Source organism: Streptomyces sp. BBFR102 (assembly GCF_051397025.1).
In the GTDB taxonomy this organism is placed as follows: domain Bacteria; phylum Actinomycetota; class Actinomycetes; order Streptomycetales; family Streptomycetaceae; genus Streptomyces.
Genome location: NZ_CP195757.1, coordinates 1 through 18,635, shown reverse-complemented (window position 1 = coordinate 18,635; position 18,635 = coordinate 1). Strand labels below are relative to the sequence as shown.

At 68.5% G+C, this 18,635-nt stretch carries 22 protein-coding genes and 1 pseudogene; 12 read left to right on the top strand and 11 right to left on the bottom strand.

Annotated elements, in window-relative coordinates; all coding sequences use genetic code 11:
- Positions 1-83 precede the first annotated feature (83 nt).
- Positions 84-2,513 (top strand): Helicase associated domain protein, encoded by a 2,430-nt coding sequence (locus ACSLIC_RS00115; protein ID WP_436735610.1) that lies wholly within the window; start codon positions 84-86, stop codon positions 2,511-2,513.
- 605 nt (positions 2,514-3,118) lie between these two features.
- Here the strand turns inward: ACSLIC_RS00115 and ACSLIC_RS00110 are convergent.
- The 5 genes and pseudogenes from ACSLIC_RS00110 to ACSLIC_RS00090 all read right to left on the bottom strand — a co-directional run bounded on the left by ACSLIC_RS00110 (position 3,119) and on the right by ACSLIC_RS00090 (position 6,025).
- Positions 3,119-3,754, bottom strand: a complete 636-nt coding sequence (locus ACSLIC_RS00110) for a GNAT family N-acetyltransferase (RefSeq protein WP_436735609.1) — start codon at positions 3,752-3,754, stop codon at positions 3,119-3,121.
- 253 nt (positions 3,755-4,007) lie between these two features.
- A complete protein-coding gene (locus ACSLIC_RS00105; RefSeq protein WP_436735608.1) occupies positions 4,008-4,457 on the bottom strand; it encodes a hypothetical protein in 450 nt (149 codons plus the stop codon).
- 273 nt (positions 4,458-4,730) lie between these two features.
- Positions 4,731-5,147, bottom strand: a complete 417-nt coding sequence (locus tag ACSLIC_RS00100; protein WP_436740224.1) for a TIGR02391 family protein — start codon at positions 5,145-5,147, stop codon at positions 4,731-4,733.
- A 101-nt stretch (positions 5,148-5,248) separates the two neighbouring features.
- A pseudogene (locus tag ACSLIC_RS00095) lies at positions 5,249-5,446 on the bottom strand (integration host factor, actinobacterial type); the annotation flags it as partial.
- A gap of 135 nt (positions 5,447-5,581) precedes the next feature.
- Positions 5,582-6,025: a hypothetical protein gene (locus tag ACSLIC_RS00090; protein WP_436735607.1), complete on the bottom strand. Its 444-nt coding sequence runs from the start codon at positions 6,023-6,025 to the stop codon at positions 5,582-5,584.
- A gap of 137 nt (positions 6,026-6,162) precedes the next feature.
- On the opposite strand from ACSLIC_RS00090, the gene ACSLIC_RS00085 reads away from it, so the two are divergent.
- Positions 6,163-6,993, top strand: a complete 831-nt coding sequence (locus tag ACSLIC_RS00085) for a hypothetical protein (protein WP_436735606.1) — start codon at positions 6,163-6,165, stop codon at positions 6,991-6,993.
- 326 nt (positions 6,994-7,319) lie between these two features.
- Here ACSLIC_RS00085 and ACSLIC_RS00080 read toward each other — a convergent pair whose 3' ends face one another.
- The gene (locus ACSLIC_RS00080; protein ID WP_436735605.1) at positions 7,320-8,006 is read right to left on the bottom strand and encodes a hypothetical protein; all 687 of its coding nucleotides are present in this window, start codon (positions 8,004-8,006) and stop codon (positions 7,320-7,322) included.
- A gap of 74 nt (positions 8,007-8,080) precedes the next feature.
- On the opposite strand from ACSLIC_RS00080, the gene ACSLIC_RS00075 reads away from it, so the two are divergent.
- On the top strand, positions 8,081-8,218 hold the full coding sequence (locus ACSLIC_RS00075; RefSeq protein ID WP_436735604.1) for a hypothetical protein: 138 nt from the start codon (positions 8,081-8,083) through the stop codon (positions 8,216-8,218).
- 141 nt (positions 8,219-8,359) lie between these two features.
- On the opposite strand, the gene ACSLIC_RS00070 is transcribed toward ACSLIC_RS00075, so the two are convergent.
- On the bottom strand, positions 8,360-8,641 hold the full coding sequence (locus tag ACSLIC_RS00070; RefSeq protein WP_436735603.1) for a hypothetical protein: 282 nt from the start codon (positions 8,639-8,641) through the stop codon (positions 8,360-8,362).
- Positions 8,642-9,279: 638 nt separating this feature from the next.
- Here ACSLIC_RS00070 and ACSLIC_RS00065 point away from each other — a divergent pair.
- The 4 genes from ACSLIC_RS00065 (at position 9,280) to ACSLIC_RS00050 (ending at position 12,076) form a co-directional block, all read left to right on the top strand.
- Positions 9,280-9,522, top strand: coding sequence for a hypothetical protein (locus ACSLIC_RS00065; protein WP_436735602.1), 243 nt, complete (start codon positions 9,280-9,282; stop codon positions 9,520-9,522).
- A gap of 332 nt (positions 9,523-9,854) precedes the next feature.
- Positions 9,855-10,400, top strand: a complete 546-nt coding sequence (locus tag ACSLIC_RS00060) for a hypothetical protein (RefSeq protein ID WP_436735601.1) — start codon at positions 9,855-9,857, stop codon at positions 10,398-10,400.
- A gap of 290 nt (positions 10,401-10,690) precedes the next feature.
- On the top strand, positions 10,691-11,200 hold the full coding sequence (locus ACSLIC_RS00055) for a hypothetical protein (protein ID WP_436735600.1): 510 nt from the start codon (positions 10,691-10,693) through the stop codon (positions 11,198-11,200).
- Positions 11,201-11,263: 63 nt separating this feature from the next.
- Entirely contained in the window at positions 11,264-12,076 is an 813-nt protein-coding gene (locus tag ACSLIC_RS00050; RefSeq protein WP_436735599.1) for a DUF6042 family protein, read from the top strand.
- 53 nt (positions 12,077-12,129) lie between these two features.
- Here the strand turns inward: ACSLIC_RS00050 and ACSLIC_RS00045 are convergent, their stop codons facing one another.
- From ACSLIC_RS00045 to ACSLIC_RS00035, 3 genes are all read right to left on the bottom strand, one after another.
- Complete coding sequence (locus ACSLIC_RS00045) at positions 12,130-12,276, bottom strand: hypothetical protein (protein ID WP_436735598.1); 147 nt, start codon at positions 12,274-12,276, stop codon at positions 12,130-12,132.
- Positions 12,277-12,337: 61 nt separating this feature from the next.
- Positions 12,338-12,754: a hypothetical protein gene (locus ACSLIC_RS00040; RefSeq protein WP_436735597.1), complete on the bottom strand. Its 417-nt coding sequence runs from the start codon at positions 12,752-12,754 to the stop codon at positions 12,338-12,340.
- Positions 12,755-13,159: 405 nt separating this feature from the next.
- Positions 13,160-13,606: a hypothetical protein gene (locus tag ACSLIC_RS00035; RefSeq protein ID WP_436735596.1), complete on the bottom strand. Its 447-nt coding sequence runs from the start codon at positions 13,604-13,606 to the stop codon at positions 13,160-13,162.
- 125 nt (positions 13,607-13,731) lie between these two features.
- Between ACSLIC_RS00035 and ACSLIC_RS00030 the strand changes: the two genes are divergently transcribed.
- The 3 genes from ACSLIC_RS00030 (at position 13,732) to ACSLIC_RS00020 (ending at position 15,941) form a co-directional block, all read left to right on the top strand.
- Positions 13,732-14,040, top strand: a complete 309-nt coding sequence (locus ACSLIC_RS00030; RefSeq protein WP_436735595.1) for a hypothetical protein — start codon at positions 13,732-13,734, stop codon at positions 14,038-14,040.
- Positions 14,037-14,294, top strand: coding sequence for a hypothetical protein (locus tag ACSLIC_RS00025; RefSeq protein ID WP_436735594.1), 258 nt, complete (start codon positions 14,037-14,039; stop codon positions 14,292-14,294). The genes ACSLIC_RS00030 and ACSLIC_RS00025 overlap by 4 nt, the downstream gene beginning before the upstream one ends.
- A 495-nt stretch (positions 14,295-14,789) precedes the next feature.
- Positions 14,790-15,941, top strand: a complete 1,152-nt coding sequence (locus ACSLIC_RS00020) for a hypothetical protein (RefSeq protein ID WP_436735593.1) — start codon at positions 14,790-14,792, stop codon at positions 15,939-15,941.
- Between the two features lie 131 nt (positions 15,942-16,072).
- Here ACSLIC_RS00020 and ACSLIC_RS00015 read toward each other — a convergent pair whose 3' ends face one another.
- Positions 16,073-16,429 (bottom strand): hypothetical protein, encoded by a 357-nt coding sequence (locus ACSLIC_RS00015; protein ID WP_436735592.1) that lies wholly within the window; start codon positions 16,427-16,429, stop codon positions 16,073-16,075.
- Positions 16,430-16,679: 250 nt separating this feature from the next.
- On the opposite strand from ACSLIC_RS00015, the gene ACSLIC_RS00010 reads away from it, so the two are divergent.
- Both ACSLIC_RS00010 and ACSLIC_RS00005 read left to right on the top strand, forming a co-directional pair.
- A complete protein-coding gene (locus ACSLIC_RS00010) occupies positions 16,680-17,021 on the top strand; it encodes an ArsR/SmtB family transcription factor (protein WP_436735591.1) in 342 nt (113 codons plus the stop codon).
- On the top strand, positions 17,018-18,202 hold the full coding sequence (locus tag ACSLIC_RS00005; protein WP_436735590.1) for an MFS transporter: 1,185 nt from the start codon (positions 17,018-17,020) through the stop codon (positions 18,200-18,202). The genes ACSLIC_RS00010 and ACSLIC_RS00005 overlap by 4 nt, the downstream gene beginning before the upstream one ends.
- The last annotated feature ends 433 nt before the right edge of the window (positions 18,203-18,635 follow it).

Here is an 18,635-nt window from a genome sequence, read left to right as displayed (position 1 = left end):
AGGGCTCTCGAGAAAGACCTGCCGCGCCCCTCAGCGGAGCGCGGCCGACCCGCCACCGCCCGCGCCACCCTCAGGAGTGCTGTATGACCGTGGCTGCCGCCACCGCCCCCGGCCCGCCCGGTAAGCGGGCACTCTTCCCCGACCAGGCGGAAGCGGTGTCCCGGGTGGCACGGCATCTGCGGCGCCCCGGGACGCGGGGGCTGTTCGTCTCGGCGACCGGGACGGGCAAGACCCTGGTCTCGATCCGGGTCGCCGACGAACTCCAGGCGCGCCTGGTGCTGTTCGTCGTGCCCACCCTCGACCTGGCCGCCCAGACCGCACTGGCCTGGCGGCGCGACGGCCACCACGAGCACATGGTGATCGTCTCCTCCATGGACGCCGCCGGCCGCGACAACCTGGTGGCCGCCCGCGTCATGTCGAGCAGCGACCCCGTCACCCTGGCCGCCCTGATGTCGGTGGTGGGGGAGGGGGCAGACCAGATCCCGGCCCTGACGCTGATCTGTACCTACGACTCACTCGACAAGATCCAGGAGACCCGCAACACCGCATATGCGGTACCGCCGTTCGACCTGGCGATCATGGACGAGGCGCACCGCATCGCCGGCCGTCCGGACAAGAAGTGGGCCGCCGTCCACGACAACCAGCGCATCCGGGCCGACCGCCGCCTCTACATGACCGCCACCCCCCGCATCTTCGCCGCCCCCGACCTGGCCGAGTCCGCCGACACCACCCGCCCCCGCCGCCACATCCCTGCCGTCCCGGGTCCGGCAGCCGAGGCGTTCGCCAACTCCATGAACAACGAACAGGTCTACGGCAAAAAGATCTGGGAATATTCGCTGGCGCAGGCGATCGAGGACGGCCGGGCACCGGACTACCGCATCGTGGTGCCCACCCTCACCGACGAGGACCTGCGCCGCCGCATCAACCTCCCCGCCCCCGACCCCGACGGCCAGGGCGAGGGACCAGATCAGGCCCTGCGCACTACCGCCCTGCACCTGGCCGTGCTGCGCGCCATGGCCGACCACGGCTTGAAGAAGGTGCTGGTCTACTTCAACCTGACCTCCGACGCCCGCCTCTTCGCCCGCGAACTGCCCCACACCCTGCGCCAGCTCGCCCGCACGGACCCCCACCTCGTCCCCACCACCCAGCCGGAGACGCTGTTCGTCCACGGCGAGGACACCCCCCAGCAGCGCGAGGAAACCTTCACCCGCTTCGCCCAAGCCCCCACCGCGATCCTGACCAACGCACGCCTGGTCACCGAGGGCGTCGACATCCCCAGCGTCGACGCCGTCGTCTTCGCCGACCCCACCCGCAGCGTCATCCGCTGCGTCCAGGCCCTGGGCCGCGCCCTGCGCCTGGACGTCTCCGGCAAGACCGCCTCCCTCATCGTCCCCGTCTGCCTCCCGCCCGACGCCAGCCCCGAAGACATCCTCGGCACCGCCTACGAACCGGTCTGGGCGATCGCCTCCGCCCTGGCCAGCCACGACCACCGCATCCTGGAACGCCTCCCGGACAAAGCCAACCGCCTGCCCAAGGAGACCAGCGACGTCATCGAACGCCGCTGGCACTTCGACTTCACCGTCCACCCCGAACGCATCGCCCAGGCCATGGACCTGGTCTCCTTCGACCCCCGAGACCCCGCCACATCCCGCTCCCGCCGCCTCGGCCTCACCGCCGCCCAGGCCTACCACCACCAGTACGGCCACCTCGACGTCCCCGCCGACTACACCGACCCCACCGGCCACACCCTGGGCACCTTCATCACCACCATGCGCGACGCCCGCAAAACCGGCCACCTCGAAGCGGACTGGACCGCCGAACTCGACGCCCTGGACATGATCTGGGACAAACACGACGCCGCCTGGCGCTCCAGGCTCGCCTCCGCCGCCGACCACCACCGCACCCACGGCCACCTCGCCGCTCCCGCCACCACCCCGCTCGGAGCCTGGCTCGCCGAACAGCGACACCTCGCAGCCAACGACCAGCTCACCCCCGCCCGCACCGACGCCCTGAACGCCATCGACCCGAACTGGCGCCTGCCCCACGGTGCGGACTGGCACCGCAAATACCACCTCCTGCGCACCCACCTTCAAGCAGGCAACGACCCCGCCGCCCTCACCCCCGACACCCGCATCGCCGGCGTCAACATCACCTCCTGGCTCACCCGCCAGCTCACCCGATGGACCACCCTGCACCCCAGCCAGCGCGACCTGCTCACCGCACTCAACCTCACCCCCGCCACCAGCCCCCTGGCACCCGCCCCCCGCACCCGCCGCACCTTCCCCCAGACCGTGCAGCTCCTGGAACTCTTCCTCCACCGCCACGGCCGCGCCCCCACCGCCCGCGAAACCCTCCGCGTCGACGGCGACACCGTCCAGATCGGCCCCTGGTTCGCCAAAACCCGCACCAAGCACCGCGAGGACCAACTCCCCGCAGAACACGCCGCCCTGATCGCCTCCCTCTTCGACGGAGACTGGTGCGCCCCGGACCCCGTCCCGGCTTACCTGACGTAAGGCCTTCCAGCATCCGGCCCAGCACCGCGGTCACTTGTACGGGCCCCGTCCCGGCCTCGTCAGCCCCCACTGCCGGGGCAAGCGCCCGATCATGGCGAACGGAGCCCGGCCGGGCGCCCTTCGCACGTCGACCGGCCGGGCCGCACCACCAGCACCGCGACCCGGTCGCACTGCCGATCGCCACACCGCATCCGGGCGGTTCACCACGGTCGCGTCGGACGGCCCGCTTCCTGGAGGCGATCCCGCGCGTGCGACCGCGCCCAGGCCGCGCGCGGGGTTCTGTCAGCTACTCGTGCACGATCGCCGGACCGGACGGCGGCCCGGCCTTGCAGGCTCTCAATTGCACGTTCATGCACAGGACCCAAACACACCCGCCAGGAGCACCAACGAGTCCCGCACCACCAGGGACACAACTGTTGCAAACCGCCGAGAAGGTGAACACGCAACTGATCCGCGCAGACGGTGGCTTCGGCGGGTTCCTTGCCCAGCGGACCGGGAGCCGGTTACCGACCACCGGCCACCCACCTACCCAAGGCGGTGGCCGGCACAGCACATGCCGGCCGCCCTGGAATTCGCCCGGTCAGGGGGCAGTCGGGCCGTCGGGGTCAGATCGAGCGCGAGAACATCTGCTCGCCGGGGAGCGGCATGGCACCGACATCGCGGTGCCTTGAACTTCTGGGAAGGATGACCGGCTCGCCCGGGGGGTGGATGGTGAAGCCGTGACGTCGGTAGAACCGGGCCAGGGCGGCGTCTTCGGCGGTGAACTGCCCGTACATAAAGAACGCGCGGTGCTCACGGTGGATTGCCATGGCCCTGGTGATCAGGGCGGAGGCGATGCCCTGACGCCGGTAGTCGTCCGTGACGGCCAGGGCCCGGAGCTTGGCGTAAGCCATAGCGGTAGCTCCCAGGGACACGGGGTCTGCCCCGTCCCGTTCCATGCCTCCGAGGACGGACAGAGGCGGGATGCTGGAGGAGACGCCGACGATGCGCGCGGTGGGCGTGTGTTCGGCGACCAGGAAGACGAACCGCCCGGCGCCGAACCGGCTGATGAAGGGCCCTGCTGCGTCGACGGTCTCGCACATGGCCTCGCGGTCGTCGAAGTCGCCGTGTCCTTCCATGGCGAGCGTGGCGAGCTCGGTGAACGCCTTGCCCTCCCCGGGCCGGGTCTCTCTGATCTTGATGCTGTCGGGCAGTTCGTCGGGGCGGCGGCGTCGGGGCTTACCAGGCTTGTTGCGTCCCACGAGGGTCCTCTCGGTCTGAAATAGGCCATGCGGCCCCACCAGCCGGGCACGCATCTGTGAGGGCCGGCGCGGCAACACGGCTACCAGTAGGCCAAGAGGTCGCTCGGCGATGAGGGCTAAAGCGGTCATCACGCCGCTGAAGGCGAGAACGATGACGCGTTTCTTTCGCCTCGCGGGCTCTTGGGTTGCCCTGGCCCTTCGTCTCGCGAGCGGGCTTGATGTCGCTGCGGAGCCTTGCCGGCCCGGGCGGTGGTCAGGTGGCCGGGCGGGGTGCTCGGCCGAGCCGGTGCAAGGTGCGGCACTGCAGGTCGCTCTCGACGCCGATGCCCAGGCTGCCGAAGAGCGGCAAGTCCTGCTTCTGCAGCGCGACCGCGGCGCGCGCGGCATCTTCCTTGTCGGGGTAGATCCACAGACAGACCCGCCCGGCATCCGCGTGCTCCGCCACTTTCACGAAGAAGCGCCGGTCCTGCTCCAGGGCTGTCTCGAGCGTGAAGCGGACTGCCAGCTCGAAGGGCTTGGGTGTCCTGCCGTGAAGCAGGAGCAGAACATGACTGTGATCAGGCGCGACCTTCCACCGAGCATCGATGGTGGTGCCGGTGGACTGGATGCCTGAGGTGAAGTCCAGGCAGGCCTCGGTGTACGCCTCGTCCAGCCCTTCGACAGCGTTCCGGCTCACTGGCTGCATCAGCAGCTCCGGCCCCACAGCGACAGTGAGGGGGAATGCCTAGGCCTCGATCACGGTCTGAACGCTCATAGATAGATCGTAGACCGCGACCGGACACATGCCCGTCAACCGACGGCCCCTCAGCTGCACTCACCCGCACGGGAGTTCGGCAACGGGGGCCTGGCCGACGAGCTCGCCGTGTACGGCCCTCACCATCACCCCCCGACGGGGACGGGCCGTGCCCTGGCCACGGGGCACAGCCCCGGACAGTCGAACGACTCCGACGGCCGACGACAAGGCCGCCGCGGACGGTCAGGGCTGTGTACGGGCGGCATCGAGACGGCGGTGGACCATTGACAAGGCGGTCAGCAGCTCCAGCAGTTCCTCGTCGCCCACCGGCCGGCTGAGCCGGGGATCATGCGCCGCCGGATTCCGGTACATGCTGCCCAGTCCCTTGATCAGCGAGGCGAAGCCCTTCTGCTCATCCCGTTCCGTCGTGGTGACGCCGGTGTTGATGGCGACCTGCGGCGCTCCGGTGGCGCCGGGCATCAGGACGGCGTCGACCAGCCGGGCCCCGTCGAGCTGCTCGCCGGTGAGCTGCCGCAGGCGGTCGAAGACGGACTTGGCCGCTTCCAGGCTGGCGTGGAAGGCGTTCTTCGCGAGGATCTCCTGGGTGCAGTACTCCAGGACCCTCGGGTGTGTCCCACGTCGGCGGAGTTCCGCGCGCAGGGAGTTGGCGTGCCGAGCGGCCTCGTCGAGGGTACTGGCGGCTGTGCGCCGAGACCCTTGATCCTCCGCGTCTCTGAGATACCGAGATCCACGAGATGACGGCGGGCCTTCACCGTGCCGACGCCAGGGAGCGACTGCAGGAGATGAAGGGCACGTGTCTGCCGGGCGGTGTCGTCGCCGCGGTCCAAGACGTTGAGAAGCGAAAGACGTTCAGCCTTCAACGCCGCGAGCATCTCGCTGCGCTCTTTGCGGACCCGGCCAGCCTTCGCGAGCGCTTCGGCTCGCTGCTCGGCGGTCAGGGTGGGGAGAGGGTCGGCATGGCGCTCCTTCGTCGGTCGGGCGTCCCATCATGACCGACAGAACCACTCCCCGCGCGGACGGAATGGTTCCCGCTCCGGTCGCTCTGGACCGGAGGTTCAGGGGGACAGGTGTGGTCAGTCGGCTGCGAGCTGCCGGAGGAAGCGCTTCTCCTTGCGCTTGCGCAGGAGCTGGTACCAGCGGGCGTTGTAGGAGAGCTCTTCCCGGCAGGTGTCCAGGAACGCCTTCTGGTCGGCAACCACCGCTTCGGCCTTCAGCTGGAAGCGGTCCGCCTTCCGCTCGTTCAGATCCAGATTCCCGGCGGCCGTGACGAGCTTCTCCGCGGCGTCGATGACCTGGACGCTGCCGCACAGGCGAACACCGTTGAGCGCACTGATCAGGTCGCTGCTGATCTCCCACATCGCGGGCATCTGCGCCGTGAGCAGCTTGTACGAGGCCCGTCCGGCTTCGCGGCGCAGATCGGCGAACTGGTAGCTGTAGGCGAAGGACCGGGTCGAGGCGTCCAGCCTCCGCCGGTACGCGCCTGCCCGGTCCTCCCGATCGTTATCTAGTGCTGTCAAGTGAATCTACAGGTCAACGGGATGGGAAGGTGTAAGGCAAGTTAGGCATATATGAGGGCGGGCTCCATGTGGCAGATGCCATGGATGCGCCCCAGGCCCTCTGTCGTCTCCAGCGTCTGTGGACTACGGTCCGGACCATGGTTGAGGCCTTCATCGGAGCCGGAGCGGGCATCCTGGGCACGCTCATCGCGGCGTGGGTGGCAGTGAAAGCACGTAGGCCAGTGAAGGCTCGGGTCGAGGTAGTCGATCTTGCGGTGCTGTACCCGGATGCGGACGCGAATTCCGGCGACGAGGACGTGGACAATGCGCGGCGCGAGCTCGCCGCAGTCTTCTCTACTCGTGCACTGTTCGTGGTCCTGGACGTCAAGCTCCGTAACAGTGGAGGCGAGAGCGCCTATGTAACGGAACTGGCCCTGGAGTGCTCAGATTTGCTGCACCTGAGATCCCCGGCGCCGAGAGATGAGTGGGGAGCCGTGCTGAATAGCATGCAGAGTTCCACCGCCACCTACCGCCACGGCGATACCAGTCCGCAGCGGATCAGCCAGGTTCTGCCTCCGGGCGGCACGGACCGGTTCATCAGCCGGGTTCTGGTCGCCGTTCGCGAGGAGGACGACGGCCTCGCTTCCTGCCGGCTTCGGGTCGTTCTCACCTACAACAACACGGAAACTGTCACCTCTCACCAAAACGTGCGCGCACCGCTGCTGCTGCTGAACACACCGCATATTCAGTCCCCGGATGAGTTCCTGACCCAGCTGCGGGAGACCATCCGGGTTCCGTCCGAGCAGGGGGACCTTCCGAGCGGTTATCTCCGCGAGTGTGTCCGAGTCTACGAGCGACGCCTGCAGCAGATCCGCACCGCATACGCGGAGACCTCTCACGATTCCGGCCTTCACCTGGAGGAACCGCCCGCGCTCCAGGAGTGCCTGGACTCGCTTCCCCGCATCCGGCAGGAGCTCGGCCTGAGGTGAGCTCGTCGGCCGCGATCCAGTACCACGAGCAGCACCGTCAGGCCGGACAACTGCGGTGACGGCAGGATCGCAGAGACTTGCCGCCCAGGTCTCGCGAGTCTGGCCACGCGGCGGTGGAGTCGGTGGTTCCGGTTCGCACGTCTGCGGGGCGGCTCTGTCGGGTGCCTGTTGGTGCGTCTGCGATACACGATCTTTGGGTTGCTCTAGAGTCGGGAAGATCTTCCCGGTGGCGTCTCGCTGCCGGGATTTCGTGTTCTCTCGGCGGAGTTTGATCTTGCTCAAGGCGCGGCTGCACGACCGGAATCCAGCAGGGCCCGTTCCACGTATCAGCTGGGCGGCCCGGGTCCGGGAGGCAGGCGCCCGCTGGCCATCAGGCCGTACCGGCTGCATTTCACCGCCCGTCTGCTGTCCTGGGCGGGCTCGGCTGTGGCGGGGAGGTCGAGCTGGGGCGCGGCAGAGGCGATCCCGGCAAGCCCCGCCCCAGTGAGGGCCAGTAACAGAGATGCCTTGCTGTCGGCCCGTCCCAGCTCGGTGCGGAGCATGGCGGCCGTCTCGTTGGCGCCCTGCGTGCCGGCGCGGACGGACTGCGGTTCGGCGGTGGTCAATCGCTGCACGGGCGCGGGGGGATGCGGTACGGCCGTCTGCGGCGGCGCGGACGGGGGCGAGGCGGTCCGGGCCCGTTCGGTCCGGCCCCCGAGGAGCCGTTCGGCCATGGCCTGGATCTGGGCGGCCCGGTCGGCGAAGGGCCGCGCGGCGTTGCGGGCCGTTGCCCGCAGGAACCCTGCTTCGTCGTAGCGGGCCTGGTAGGAGGCACTGGCCTGCTGCGCCGAGACGGGGGCGATGGCTGCTGCGACATTGGGGGCGAAGCCGGCCTGGTGGGTCAGGTACGGCCGGTCGGCCTCGCGCCAGGCCAGCTCGGTGACGTCGAACCGCCACGTCGCCGGGGTGCTGGAACTCCACGCTCGTCGCTCGACGGCCCCTTGTCCGCCACCGTGCTCGCCGACCGGATCCACCTCGTCGAGCAGTGGTTCGACGGCCGGCGTATCCAGTGGAACCCGATTGCCGAGATCCCCCTGGGGGTGAGCGCGTGACGTTCCCCGGCACTCGCCCGATCCACGGCGACACCGTCCACATCTCCGTCGGCACGACCCTGCTGGTCTTCACCGGCAGCACCACCTGCCAAGGAGAGGAGTCCTCGAAGGCGGCCGCGGCTTCGTCGAGCTGACGCTCTCCGACGCCGACCCCGAGCAACGCCGCCTCCTGGAGCGCTCCACGAACTACCAGTGGGACCTGCGTCGGGGCGGCGGCATCCTCTATTCCTCCCCGGAACAGGAGCCCACGCAGTTGCGATGAGGGCAGCGTGCCTTCAGGAAGCGTCGCCGTCTCCGGCCGGAAGCCGGGGCCGACGGATCCGCTCACGCTCCACCCCGGCAGCGATCGCCGCCCGCTGGGTCTCGCCGCGCTGCTCGATGGCGGTCCGTTCGGTTGCGCCGCGCTGCTCGATGTGTGCCTTCGCTACCCGGCCGGCCACCGTGACCGCCGTAGCGACGGGCACGGCCGTGAGAAGGATGCCCGGCCATGCGGAGCCGGTGAGAGAGTCACCGGGCTGAAATTCGGTCGGCGCAACGTCAGGCTCGTCTGTATTCATGGTCCTCATGCTCCGACCTCTCCACCCACGTTGACCAGCACAGTCACCCGTGCGGCCCAAGGCGAGCCGGGGCAGGGCCGAAGGAGTCGGTGATGTGGTAGAAGCCGCTCAGCATCGGCGTCAGCTCCAGATGCAGTCGCACAGCGTGGCGGGTCTTCAACACCTTGCCGAGATGGGAGGGGCGACACTGCCGAGCAGCACCCGTTAGGCCGAATGGGTGACCTTCGGTAGTCGATTGGTGACCGATAACCCCATGGAACCGGGCCTGGAAAGAGCACAGGCGGAACCCCGTAGACCTGGCTGCGAAATCGTGGGGCCGGAATCGGCTAGGAAATCCACATAATCATCGAGCCATCGCACGGCGTTCGTGCAGGTCGCCGTCACGTCGACCACCGCAACCGGTCGTGTGAACCACGATTCGCGGACCTCTCCATGAAAAGCCAGGGGTGCCGTGAGCGGAAAACGCTGTTCTGCCCCATGCGAATCGGTGACCACCGACAGCCGCTTCAGGTGGAAAACAGGCCCGGATCGACGCGGTTTCATACCGTCAAGTTTCGTGGAAACGTGCAGGTGACGGACTTGATGACCCTGGTGGTGGGGTGCTTGTTTGAGGCCTCCACCACCTTCGGAGGCACACCTTGCACCCCGTCATCATCGGCGCGTTCATCACCGGCAGCCTCGCCCTGGCCGGTGCCGTCGGCGCCGCTTTCATCGCCACCCGGACCCGACCGGGTCAGGCATCCACGGGCCGCCGATCATCCGAGGCGGTGATGCTCGTTGAGATCATGATCGCCACCACCAGGGCCGTGGTCCTCGCCGCACTCGGTGGCATCGTCGGCCTCGCCGTACTGGCCCTCGCACTCATGGCCTTGGCCGGGTGACCAGAACCCCGGGCAGAGGGCGCTCCAGGGCGGCGAGCACGGTGACGCAGACGACAGGCACGACGGCGACGGCCGCCTCGCCCGCGCCGAGCCGGGCCCTGGTGCAGGAACAGCCCGGTGAACCCGGGGACGGGGGGAGTCGTACAAGCGCCCTCAGTCGGTAGCGCCCGGCGCGGTGACATCGATCGTGGCAGTGCTCACCGGCTCTGTGCGACCCGCTTCCCCCAGCCCCGAAGAGGCCGTACATACACGTCCGCGCCCCCCACCCCAGCGGATCCCACAGGAATACCCAACGCCCCTTGCCGCACAACATGTCCGGCTACGCTGAGCCGATGTCCGTCATACCCGCCCTCTTCCGCGATGCCGAGACCGACCACCCCGCCATCACCCAGTGGTGCACCACCGTCCTCGCTGGCGAAACCGCCCGCCTGCTGCTCCTGGGGCCGCACTGGTCCGGCAAGTCCCACACCGCCTACGCCGCGTTGCGCCGCCTCCTGGCCGCCGGTTACCCCGCGGCGGACATCACCATTCACCAGGCCATGGAGCTCAAAGGCACCTATGAGCCCGGCCTGATCGAGAACGCGGCCAGGGTCATGGTGATCGATGACGTGACGGTCTCTGTCGACCTGGTGCGGGAGGCCGCGGTGCCGCTGGAGACGGACTCCGCCGACATCCAGGCGCTGATGGCAGTGGAGGCGGGAGCCTTGGCGGACGCCGTCGACCGCCTGAGCCGACTGCCGGGGCGGTCCTGGATCCTGGTCGCCTCCAGTGTCGAGCGGCTCGTCGAGACGGTCGGCGAGGAAACCACCGAGCGCCTCCTCGCCATCGCTGAACAGGCTGAACTGCCGCCCCGCCCACGGCCGAGCAAGCGCTGGTAGCGCGGCCAGCTTTCCGAAGCCCTGCCGCGGGCCCAGGGCATCGCGGCCGAGAAAACCCAGAATTGCGGTAGGAGGCACCGCCACCTCCCGGTCCGCGAAGTCGAGGGGCGAAGATGACAGCATCGGGTTGACGCTGGACTTCGATCCCATCGAAACGCTTACCGGGTGTAAGCACGCGAACTCGCGGGCCCGCTGGCCGAACTCTGCGACACACCGGGCGCCTCCACCTGCCGGCCAGCCATGAGTGCGCCCCGCCCTCTATGGGGAACCAACTCCTGTAGACCTGTGGCATGAAGCTCACCGACCTCGCCCCCCTGACGGCCCGCCGCCGGGACGGCGCCCTCAGCTTCGACCGTTTCCGCGCCGCCCCTGAGCTGACCGTGCTGCGGTGGCCAGACGATGTTCTGGAACAGTTCCTCTTCGACCACGGCGACAACACCGCCTTCATCAACGACTACAACACCATCGACCTGCGTGACATCACCTGGCGACTGGAGACCATCCAGGCCGCCGACTTCCGCAGCATGCCGACCGGATCCTCCGATACCGGCTGCATCGAGAGCTACGCCGTCAACCCCATGCACTGGGTCAGCGTTCGGTCCCCGGAGGTCGCCCGGCACTGGGACGAGCACGGAACGTGGCTGCGCCCGCCGCTCCTGATCGAGCGGTGTCTCCTGGACTCGGCCGCGGGCGGGCTGCAGGTTTTGGAGGGCCGGACACGCGTCGGGGTTCTGCGAGGCCGCCTGCGTGAGCACCTGCACGTCGCCCCCGACCACCAGGCATGGGTCGGCCGCCGGTGACAAAAGTGTCCCGCTTCTGTGCGTACGCTGCGGACGTCCGGCCGTTTTCACAGAGAGATGCGGATGATGGAGAACACTGCTGTCCCTGGCCAGCGCCGGGACATGGCGATGCACAACGACTGGTTCGTCTCCGGCTGGGAACACGTTCTGCCCCGTCAGGCCCTCGCCCTGACCATGCTGATGGGGACCGCGGCCCAGCCCGGTTTCACCGGCTCCCTGGCCGACCTGCTGCTGGAGCTCTGCGGTGGCCACTGGGACATGATCGGCGGCGATCTCGACGGTGCCCTCACGTTCACCTGGCACGGTGAGGAGTGGGACTACGAGGAGGCCCCGGAGGGCCGGGAGGCGTGCGAGGCGGCCCGCTGGGAGAAGTTCGGCGCCATGCTCACGGCCGCTGGCTACCCGGTGCCCACCACGGTGCGGGACCTTGTAGAGCTCTACCTGACGTGGGGCCTGGCAGCCCGCAAGGAAACACCCCAGGGAACCCGGTGGTCGATGCCCGCCGCACTGCCGCTCCCCGGCGCCCTGCTGCCCCTGGACACCCGACTCACCGAGCGGCTCGACAAGATCCGCTGGATCATGCGCACCGGACCTCTCGTCGACGTCCTCGTCAACCACCTGATCGAAGATCTGGGTGAACCGCAGGAGATTCTCACCTCCTTGGACCGCCTGGCCGGCGCCACCGGTCAGGACGTCAACGACCTGCGCATCGCCCTCGTCGAACTCGTCCAGTCCGACGACGCCAAGATTTTGCGCGACCAGGAGCCGGCCGACGCCGAACGCCTGGAGACACACCACCGCTTCCGCCTGATCATGGACTGGGACCACTTCCACGAAACCCGGATCGAGCTGAGCCTCGCCAGCGACGACGCGTGACACCGAGCACGCCCATCTCGTAGTGGACGCTCAGTTCCGTCGCCGGCTCCGGTTCAGAGCTTGTCGTTGCCGTGGAGCAGGCGGGCATCCTCCTGGGCCCGGCGCCGCCACGTGCGCTGACGGTCGACGACTGCGACGGTGCGTCGGCGTACGGTCAGCAGTGCCTGATGCGGATCCGCGACGAACGAGCTTCGAGGCATGGTGCGCTGAGGTCCCACGGTACGGTGCAGAGGGAGTAGAGCGCCGGACTATGCGGGCGAGCTACGCGCGAACCGGAGGGCCTTCCAGCTTCCTGGGTCCGCGAGAGAGCGCATGCGGCCGCTGTTCGTTGAGCTCGAGGGCTTGGCCGGGGCGGGGAAGGTCGAGCCCTGCCCACCAGCGGCGCCCGCTCGGCGCGGTCTCCATACCGACATCGCGAATCCCGAGCGCGGCCAAAGCGCGCATGTGCTCGGCGTCCCGGAGCGCCTGGTCGTCGTTGCTCGGCGGCGTGTCCTGCCGGTGGCTGAGCGCCAAGAGCATCACTTGGTTCCGGTCCTCGTCGTCGGCCAGGTGCAGCGAGACGCGTCGGCCGCCATCCTGCGCGGCCGAGCGGAGCAGGAGCTCGACGGCCTGTTGTGGCTGATCGTCCTTCGGCCTGTAGCCCCACTGGTGCAGTGTTGTGGCGACCTCCTGGCCCACGCGGGCGGCGGCGCCACTGCTCGGGGTGACAGCCCAGTTCCGTACGGACCGCCCGCGGATGGTGACCGTAGCGGGCGCAGGGGCAGTCTGCTGCTCCGGCGGTAGAGGCTGGACGGGCCGCTTGGGCGGCGGCGGAGTCTTCGGCGGGTAGTCGGGACGGTGTGGCGACACAGCAGCCTCCCGGCATGGACGGAGGCACCCATCGTAGGGCGGCCGCCCCGGGCCTGGGGACTGCTTCGGCCAATACTTGCGAGGCCCGACCAAGGAGCGACGTCCTGCCGCATCCGGCACTGTGCTCGACAGCGCCATGCCGCCCACCCTCATGTCGTACTCGGGATCATCCGGGTAACCGTGCGACTCGATCAGCCGCACACCCGCGGAGCTGTCGCCCCCTCGGGAGCACCCCTACCGCATCGCCGCGTAGTCGTTCGGGGCCTTGCGGAGGATCTCGATCATCTGGGCCTCGGTCAGCTTCCGGAATGCCGCCGCGGACGAGTTCGCGATCTTCCGGAAGAGGATGTCAGAAGGGATCGGCGGAAGGCCGGCGAACAGGGGGTGATGTTCCGGCCCGGAGCCTTCGCTGAACTCGCGGTGCAGCAACCACACCGTCTCGGCGAACAGGGGGTACGCGGTCTCGTGCTTGCTCCACAGGCAGCGCAGCACGTCGCCGCCGGAGTCCCGGTTGATGAAGCCCCAGACGTACGACATCTCGGCCGTTTTGTCCGGGTGTTGGTCGTCGTTCAGGTAACGGACCCACTCGTTCAGGATGTCCCAGCGCAGTGCGCCGACGATCACGCTCGTCGGCGCTTCGCTCGGCTGTAAGTCGGAGACAGGCTCATCATCAAAGGTCATCCGCCGACGGTAGCGAGAGAGACCACCGCCGCGCCACAGCGCCCGCGCGTCAGCACGAACGAGCGCCTCCGCGACGCTCCCCTTGGCGCTACTCTGGCTGTCCGGGCGTGACCGCAGGAGGGCACATGGCGCACGAGGACTGGACCGTGGACCGGCTGCACGTCGCGCTGCCGCACTCCGCGTCCCGGCAGCAGCTGCTCCAGGACGTCAACCTCACCCCGATCGAGGACCTGCCTGCCGTCCTCGACGGCTGGGCCTCGGCCGCCGAGCAGCTCGAATCGGCCCGGCCCCGCATCGAGGCCGCCCGCGCCCACATGAAGGTGCGCGGTGTTCTCCCTGACGACCTGGAGACCAGGGATGTCACCGCCGACGTTCTCAGGGACGTCGAGCCGCGCCAGGGCAACCGGGACGACCGCGGCCGGGGAGCGGCGTGACCTACCGGCTCAACTTCCCTACTGACGTCTTCGACACGTACAAGCAGCTCCCCGATCTTGCCCGGCGGGACCTCGCGCTCGCCCTGGTCGACGCCCAGCAGGACCCGTTCGCGTGCTCGGAGCCCTACGGGCAGGACGACGGCATCATCCGCACCGTTGCCCAGGGCCACGTCACCGCGGTGATCCTCCTCGGCCACGAGACATCGACGATGACCGTCCTCACGATCGCGTACGCCGGCACGGCCAATTCGTAGGCCGGGACCGCCTGAACGCCCGTCACGCAGAACCGGACTCGGATAGTTGCCCAACGAAGCCGGACGACGTCACTCCCGAACCTCTCACTCACACTCCTCCAGAACCCTCCATCCGCAGAGGCACTACTCCGGAATCCGGCAGCCGGAGCTAGCCGTCCCCGGGCCCGCTGGAGGCAGAGAACGCGGCTCTGCGGAAGAAGGTTCGTGAGCTGGAGGAGGAACGCGAGATCCTTCGGAAGGCGGCGAAGAAGGCACGCATACCCTCCGCCGCGACGGTCAGACCCTTCCGCTGCGCGGGCTCGTCGATCTTTTAATCCAGGTCGGCCGTCCGGCGTAGCTCATCCTCGGAGACGTCTCGGACGATCCAGACTGCACCTCGACGACCCGGGCGACGTCGCCGGTCGTCGAGATCCGGCGGTTGGACCGACTCCGATCCGGCTAGCGGCGGGGGAGAAGCTGACATCCCGGTCGAGGACGAATCCAAGGAGAGCGACGATGACGACAATTGAGTACAACTGGCTACCGGATCATCAGCTGGGGGTGGCGGCGACTCTGTCGCATGCGGATGAACTGATCGGTCAGGTCTCCGATCTGCTCTTTGCCTACCAGACCAGGCCCGACGGGATCTTCGAGCTCGAGGAGCAGATCGGCTGCCCCAACACGCGGACCGTCGTGACGCGCGTGGTTCCGTTGCCGAAGAAGATGCCGCTGCTCGTCGCCGACGCGCTGGTCGCGCTCCGAGGAGCGCTCGAGCACGCGTTGTTCGCCGAGGTCGAGTTCCGCGACGGGGCTCTTGATGAGAAGGCAGCGCGCGTCGTGGAGATCCCGGCGTCTCACAAAGCCGAGGACTTCGAGTCATGGGCGAGGGGGCGTGTGAAGAACGGCCCGGCCTCGTTGCAGCCCAGCAGCGAGCTCGTGCGGAGGATCCAGGGCTTGCAGCCGTTCAATCGGAAGGACGCCGAGAACCACCCGTTGGCTCGGCTGGTCCTTCACACGAACCACGCGAAGCATCGGACTCCTGCAGTGACTGCGGTCCGGATCGCTGCCATGTATCAGGAGGACCAGAGGCCTCACTCGGTTCGCGATCTCCCGCCTCGTCCCGAGGTACCGCTGTGCGCAGGAGATGTCATCGCGGAGACCCCGTTCGGCCAGCGGGTGCCGGTCGCTCTCTTCCCGACGATCGGCATCAACCGGCCCGGGACGGATCGCTGGCCGATCTTGATGACCGAGCTCGACGAGATCTCCCATTGGATCCGCACGCAGGCGGTGCCGCGGCTCATCACCGGAACCGAGCCGCCTGAAATTGTCCTGCCGACCCGCTATAACATCTCGGTCGGGCACGAAGACGAGCGCGACGCCATCGCCGCGGGGTCGGTCGTCACTGCGGCTGAGCGCCATCAACAGCGGCTTGGCGCGGCCTTCGTCCGGATCGACCTCGTCGACATGATCGCTCAGATGGACGGTTCCCCGGGCTCGGAGCAGATCTCGGCCTGGCTCACGCACTTGACCGACGACGAGGTCCTCGAACGGATGTCCCGACTGTCAGCAACTGAGACCTACGATTCTGACGTCATGATGCGCAACTGCGAGGTTTTGGAAGGCATGCGCGACGAGGCGTTGGCATTCGGCAAGGACAACGCGGACTGAACGGCTCCCGGAACGAAGCAGCCACTCCTCGGACGAAGAAGGAGAGTGGAGGACACGAAGGGGCAGCTGTTCTCAGAGCTGCCGACTCTCTTGGTCGTAGTGCAAAGCGAGCACATGTGCCGGATTCTCGATCAGGTCGTTGAGGCCGCTCTGCGGACCCAGCCCGCCGTCGCAGGCGTCAGGAACTGGGACAGCGACCTGCTGAACGCTGGGGATCGTGTCTCGTCCCAGTGCCAGCGAGAGTCCTCGGGGTCCTCGTGGTAACTGAGGTAGCGGGCGGCGTCGGCCCTCGGAGGGCAGATGCCTTGCAGCATCACGTCGCCGACGAAGTCGCTGGGGTCGACGACCCAGCCCTCCCTCAGCGCGACCGGCGGCTCGCGGTCGATATCGACGAGTATGTGAGTGAGGCGCTGCGCGACGGCGCGGCCGGGTTCCTGCTGAAGACTGCGGCCCCCCGTCGAGGTGCTCGCCGGCGTGGTGCTGTCCATGCCGGGCGGACGATATTCGATGCGAGCGCACCGCACGCAGCTCGCCGCCGCCGTCTAGGCAGGGCTGCTGCACGATCAGCGCTGAAGTGTCCCCGTCCGGGAGACGCGGCTCCGAACACGCGCGGCCCCGGCGCGGCTGCGTGACGCACGCTAGGCCGCGTTCCTCCTGAGCGAATATCCGCCGACTTGATCGTGCGGGAATTTTCGAACTATTATCGTGCGGGAAAGTTCGAACGATAGGAGTTGGGCCATGCCCCCACGGACCTACCACCACCCGGATGCCGGAGAGATCGCGATCGCGCGCGTGCTCTTCGCTCTCAGCGAGCCGCTGCGGCTGAACATGGTGCGGATGCTCGCCGAGGAGGGTGAGGTCGACAGCATCGACCTCGGCCCCGACCTGCCGCGCTCGACTCTGACCCACCACACGAGCCTGCTGCGCGAGTCCGGGGTGGTCTTCGTCCGGGCCGAGGGCCGCAAGTGCATGATCAAGCTGCGCGACGAGGATCTCGAGGCGCGCTTCCCGGGGCTGCTCGGCACGGTGCTCACCGGCTACGAGAGCGCCGGCGACGACGAGGGGGAGACTGACGCATGATCCGCAAAGTGTGGCCTCTCGTCGTTGCCGCGGTCGCGCTCGGCATCGACGCCTACGTTCTGGCCGGCGTACTTCCGTCCATCGCCGACTCCCTGACGACCACGGCGGCGATGATCGGCCTGGGCGTCGCGGCGTTCACGGCCGCGTACGCAGTCGCCGGTCCGCTGCTCTCCGGAAGACTCACCCGCGGCAGCACCGCCCGCGCCCTGCTGATCGCCCTCGGGGTGTTCAACGTGGGTAACCTCATCACCACGGTCGCGCCGGGCATCGAGGTCTTCCTGGCCTCCCGGGTCGTCGCGGGGGCCGGTGCGGGCATTCTCACTGCGGTGGCGACGGCGACGGCTGCCGCGACGGTCGCCGACCACGAGCGGGGCCGCGCCATGTCCCTGGTGACCTTCGGGCTATCCACCGGCACCGTCGCGGGCGTGCCGGTCGGGATGATCATCGGCCAGAGTGCCGGGTGGCGCTGGACCATGGCCCTGGTCGTGCTCATCGGCGTGGTCAGCATGGCGGCGCTGGCCTTCCGCGCGAAGACGCTCCCACATCTCGACACGGCGGCAGGCGGGTCCGCGTTCACGGTGCTGCGATCGAGCCGGACCAGCGTCGGCGTCGTGGCGGCCTTCCTGCTGGGCGTCGCGAGCCTGGGGCTCTACACCTACCTGCTGCCCATGGCCGAGGACCGAGGGCTCGGGGGCCTGGGGTTCGCCCTGGTCTGGGCGTGGGGTATCGGCGGCGTTACCGGCTCTGCGCTGATCGGCAAGCCGCTCGACCGCTACGGCCCCAGGCCGATGCTAGTCGGGCTGCCCGCCCTGCTGGCGCTGAGCTTTGCTGCGGTGTGGCTTTCCTCTTCGCCGATCGTGTGGCTGATCGCGGCTATGGTCTGGGGCGCGGCTGGCTGGGCGAGCGTGCCGACGCTGCAACAGGCACTCACCGCGGACCGGCCCGGGCAGGCGATGCCGATCATCGCGTTCCAGATGGCGGCGATGTATCTCGGTTCCGCCGTCGGTGCAGCCCTCGGCGGTGCACTGCTCACCGCGGGCACCGGCCCCGCCTCCCTCGTGGCGTGGGCGCTCGTCCCCGCCGGGCTCGCGCTAGCACTCACCGCGTGGATCGCGGGCAGGACGATCGCGCACAGGAACACTGAGCCGGCAACGGTTCCAGCGTGCGAATCCGTCGGATGACGCAGTTCGACCAACTTTGGCGGACAGCGGAGCGCTGGAGCCCTATCAGGGACGCCTTGGTACAACATCACTCCTGAACCTTTTACCCATACTCCTCCAGAACCTCCACCCCCAGAGGCACTACCCCCAAATCCGGATTCCTCCAAAGTCCTCACCGAAGGAAGCACCCCAGTCTGACAGCCAGCCCCGCGAAGCGGGTTGGGTCAGGGAGCGCAGCGGACGGACCCTCAAGGTTCCGGGAACCGGAACCGCCTGAGGCTGCGTCAGCAGCTTCAGTTTCCTGGAGCAGCGCGGAAGGAAACCACCGGACTCGAAGCGCAGCGCAGAGTCCGAAAACCCCCAGCGAAGCTGGGGGTTTCACTCCGTTAGCTTCGCGCAACGCGCGAAGGGTTCCCTCGAAGCCTGCGAAGCAGGCTTCTACCCGCTCCGCGGG

Bases quoted from the DNA above. Each gene is read 5' to 3' on its own strand.
- ACSLIC_RS00115 (WP_436735610.1), top strand. From the start codon at position 84: ATGACCGTGGCTGCCGCCACCGCCCCCGGCCCGCCCGGTAAGCGGGCA.
- ACSLIC_RS00085 (WP_436735606.1), top strand. From the start codon at position 6,163: ATGGTTGAGGCCTTCATCGGAGCCGGAGCGGGCATCCTGGGCACGCTC.
- ACSLIC_RS00070 (WP_436735603.1), bottom strand. From the start codon at position 8,641: ATGAATACAGACGAGCCTGACGTTGCGCCGACCGAATTTCAGCCCGGT.
- ACSLIC_RS00060 (WP_436735601.1), top strand. From the start codon at position 9,855: ATGTCCGTCATACCCGCCCTCTTCCGCGATGCCGAGACCGACCACCCC.
- ACSLIC_RS00055 (WP_436735600.1), top strand. From the start codon at position 10,691: ATGAAGCTCACCGACCTCGCCCCCCTGACGGCCCGCCGCCGGGACGGC.
- ACSLIC_RS00050 (WP_436735599.1), top strand. From the start codon at position 11,264: ATGATGGAGAACACTGCTGTCCCTGGCCAGCGCCGGGACATGGCGATG.
- ACSLIC_RS00045 (WP_436735598.1), bottom strand. From the start codon at position 12,276: ATGCCTCGAAGCTCGTTCGTCGCGGATCCGCATCAGGCACTGCTGACC.
- ACSLIC_RS00035 (WP_436735596.1), bottom strand. From the start codon at position 13,606: ATGACCTTTGATGATGAGCCTGTCTCCGACTTACAGCCGAGCGAAGCG.
- ACSLIC_RS00030 (WP_436735595.1), top strand. From the start codon at position 13,732: ATGGCGCACGAGGACTGGACCGTGGACCGGCTGCACGTCGCGCTGCCG.
- ACSLIC_RS00020 (WP_436735593.1), top strand. From the start codon at position 14,790: ATGACGACAATTGAGTACAACTGGCTACCGGATCATCAGCTGGGGGTG.
- ACSLIC_RS00015 (WP_436735592.1), bottom strand. From the start codon at position 16,429: ATGGACAGCACCACGCCGGCGAGCACCTCGACGGGGGGCCGCAGTCTT.
- ACSLIC_RS00010 (WP_436735591.1), top strand. From the start codon at position 16,680: ATGCCCCCACGGACCTACCACCACCCGGATGCCGGAGAGATCGCGATC.
- ACSLIC_RS00005 (WP_436735590.1), top strand. From the start codon at position 17,018: ATGATCCGCAAAGTGTGGCCTCTCGTCGTTGCCGCGGTCGCGCTCGGC.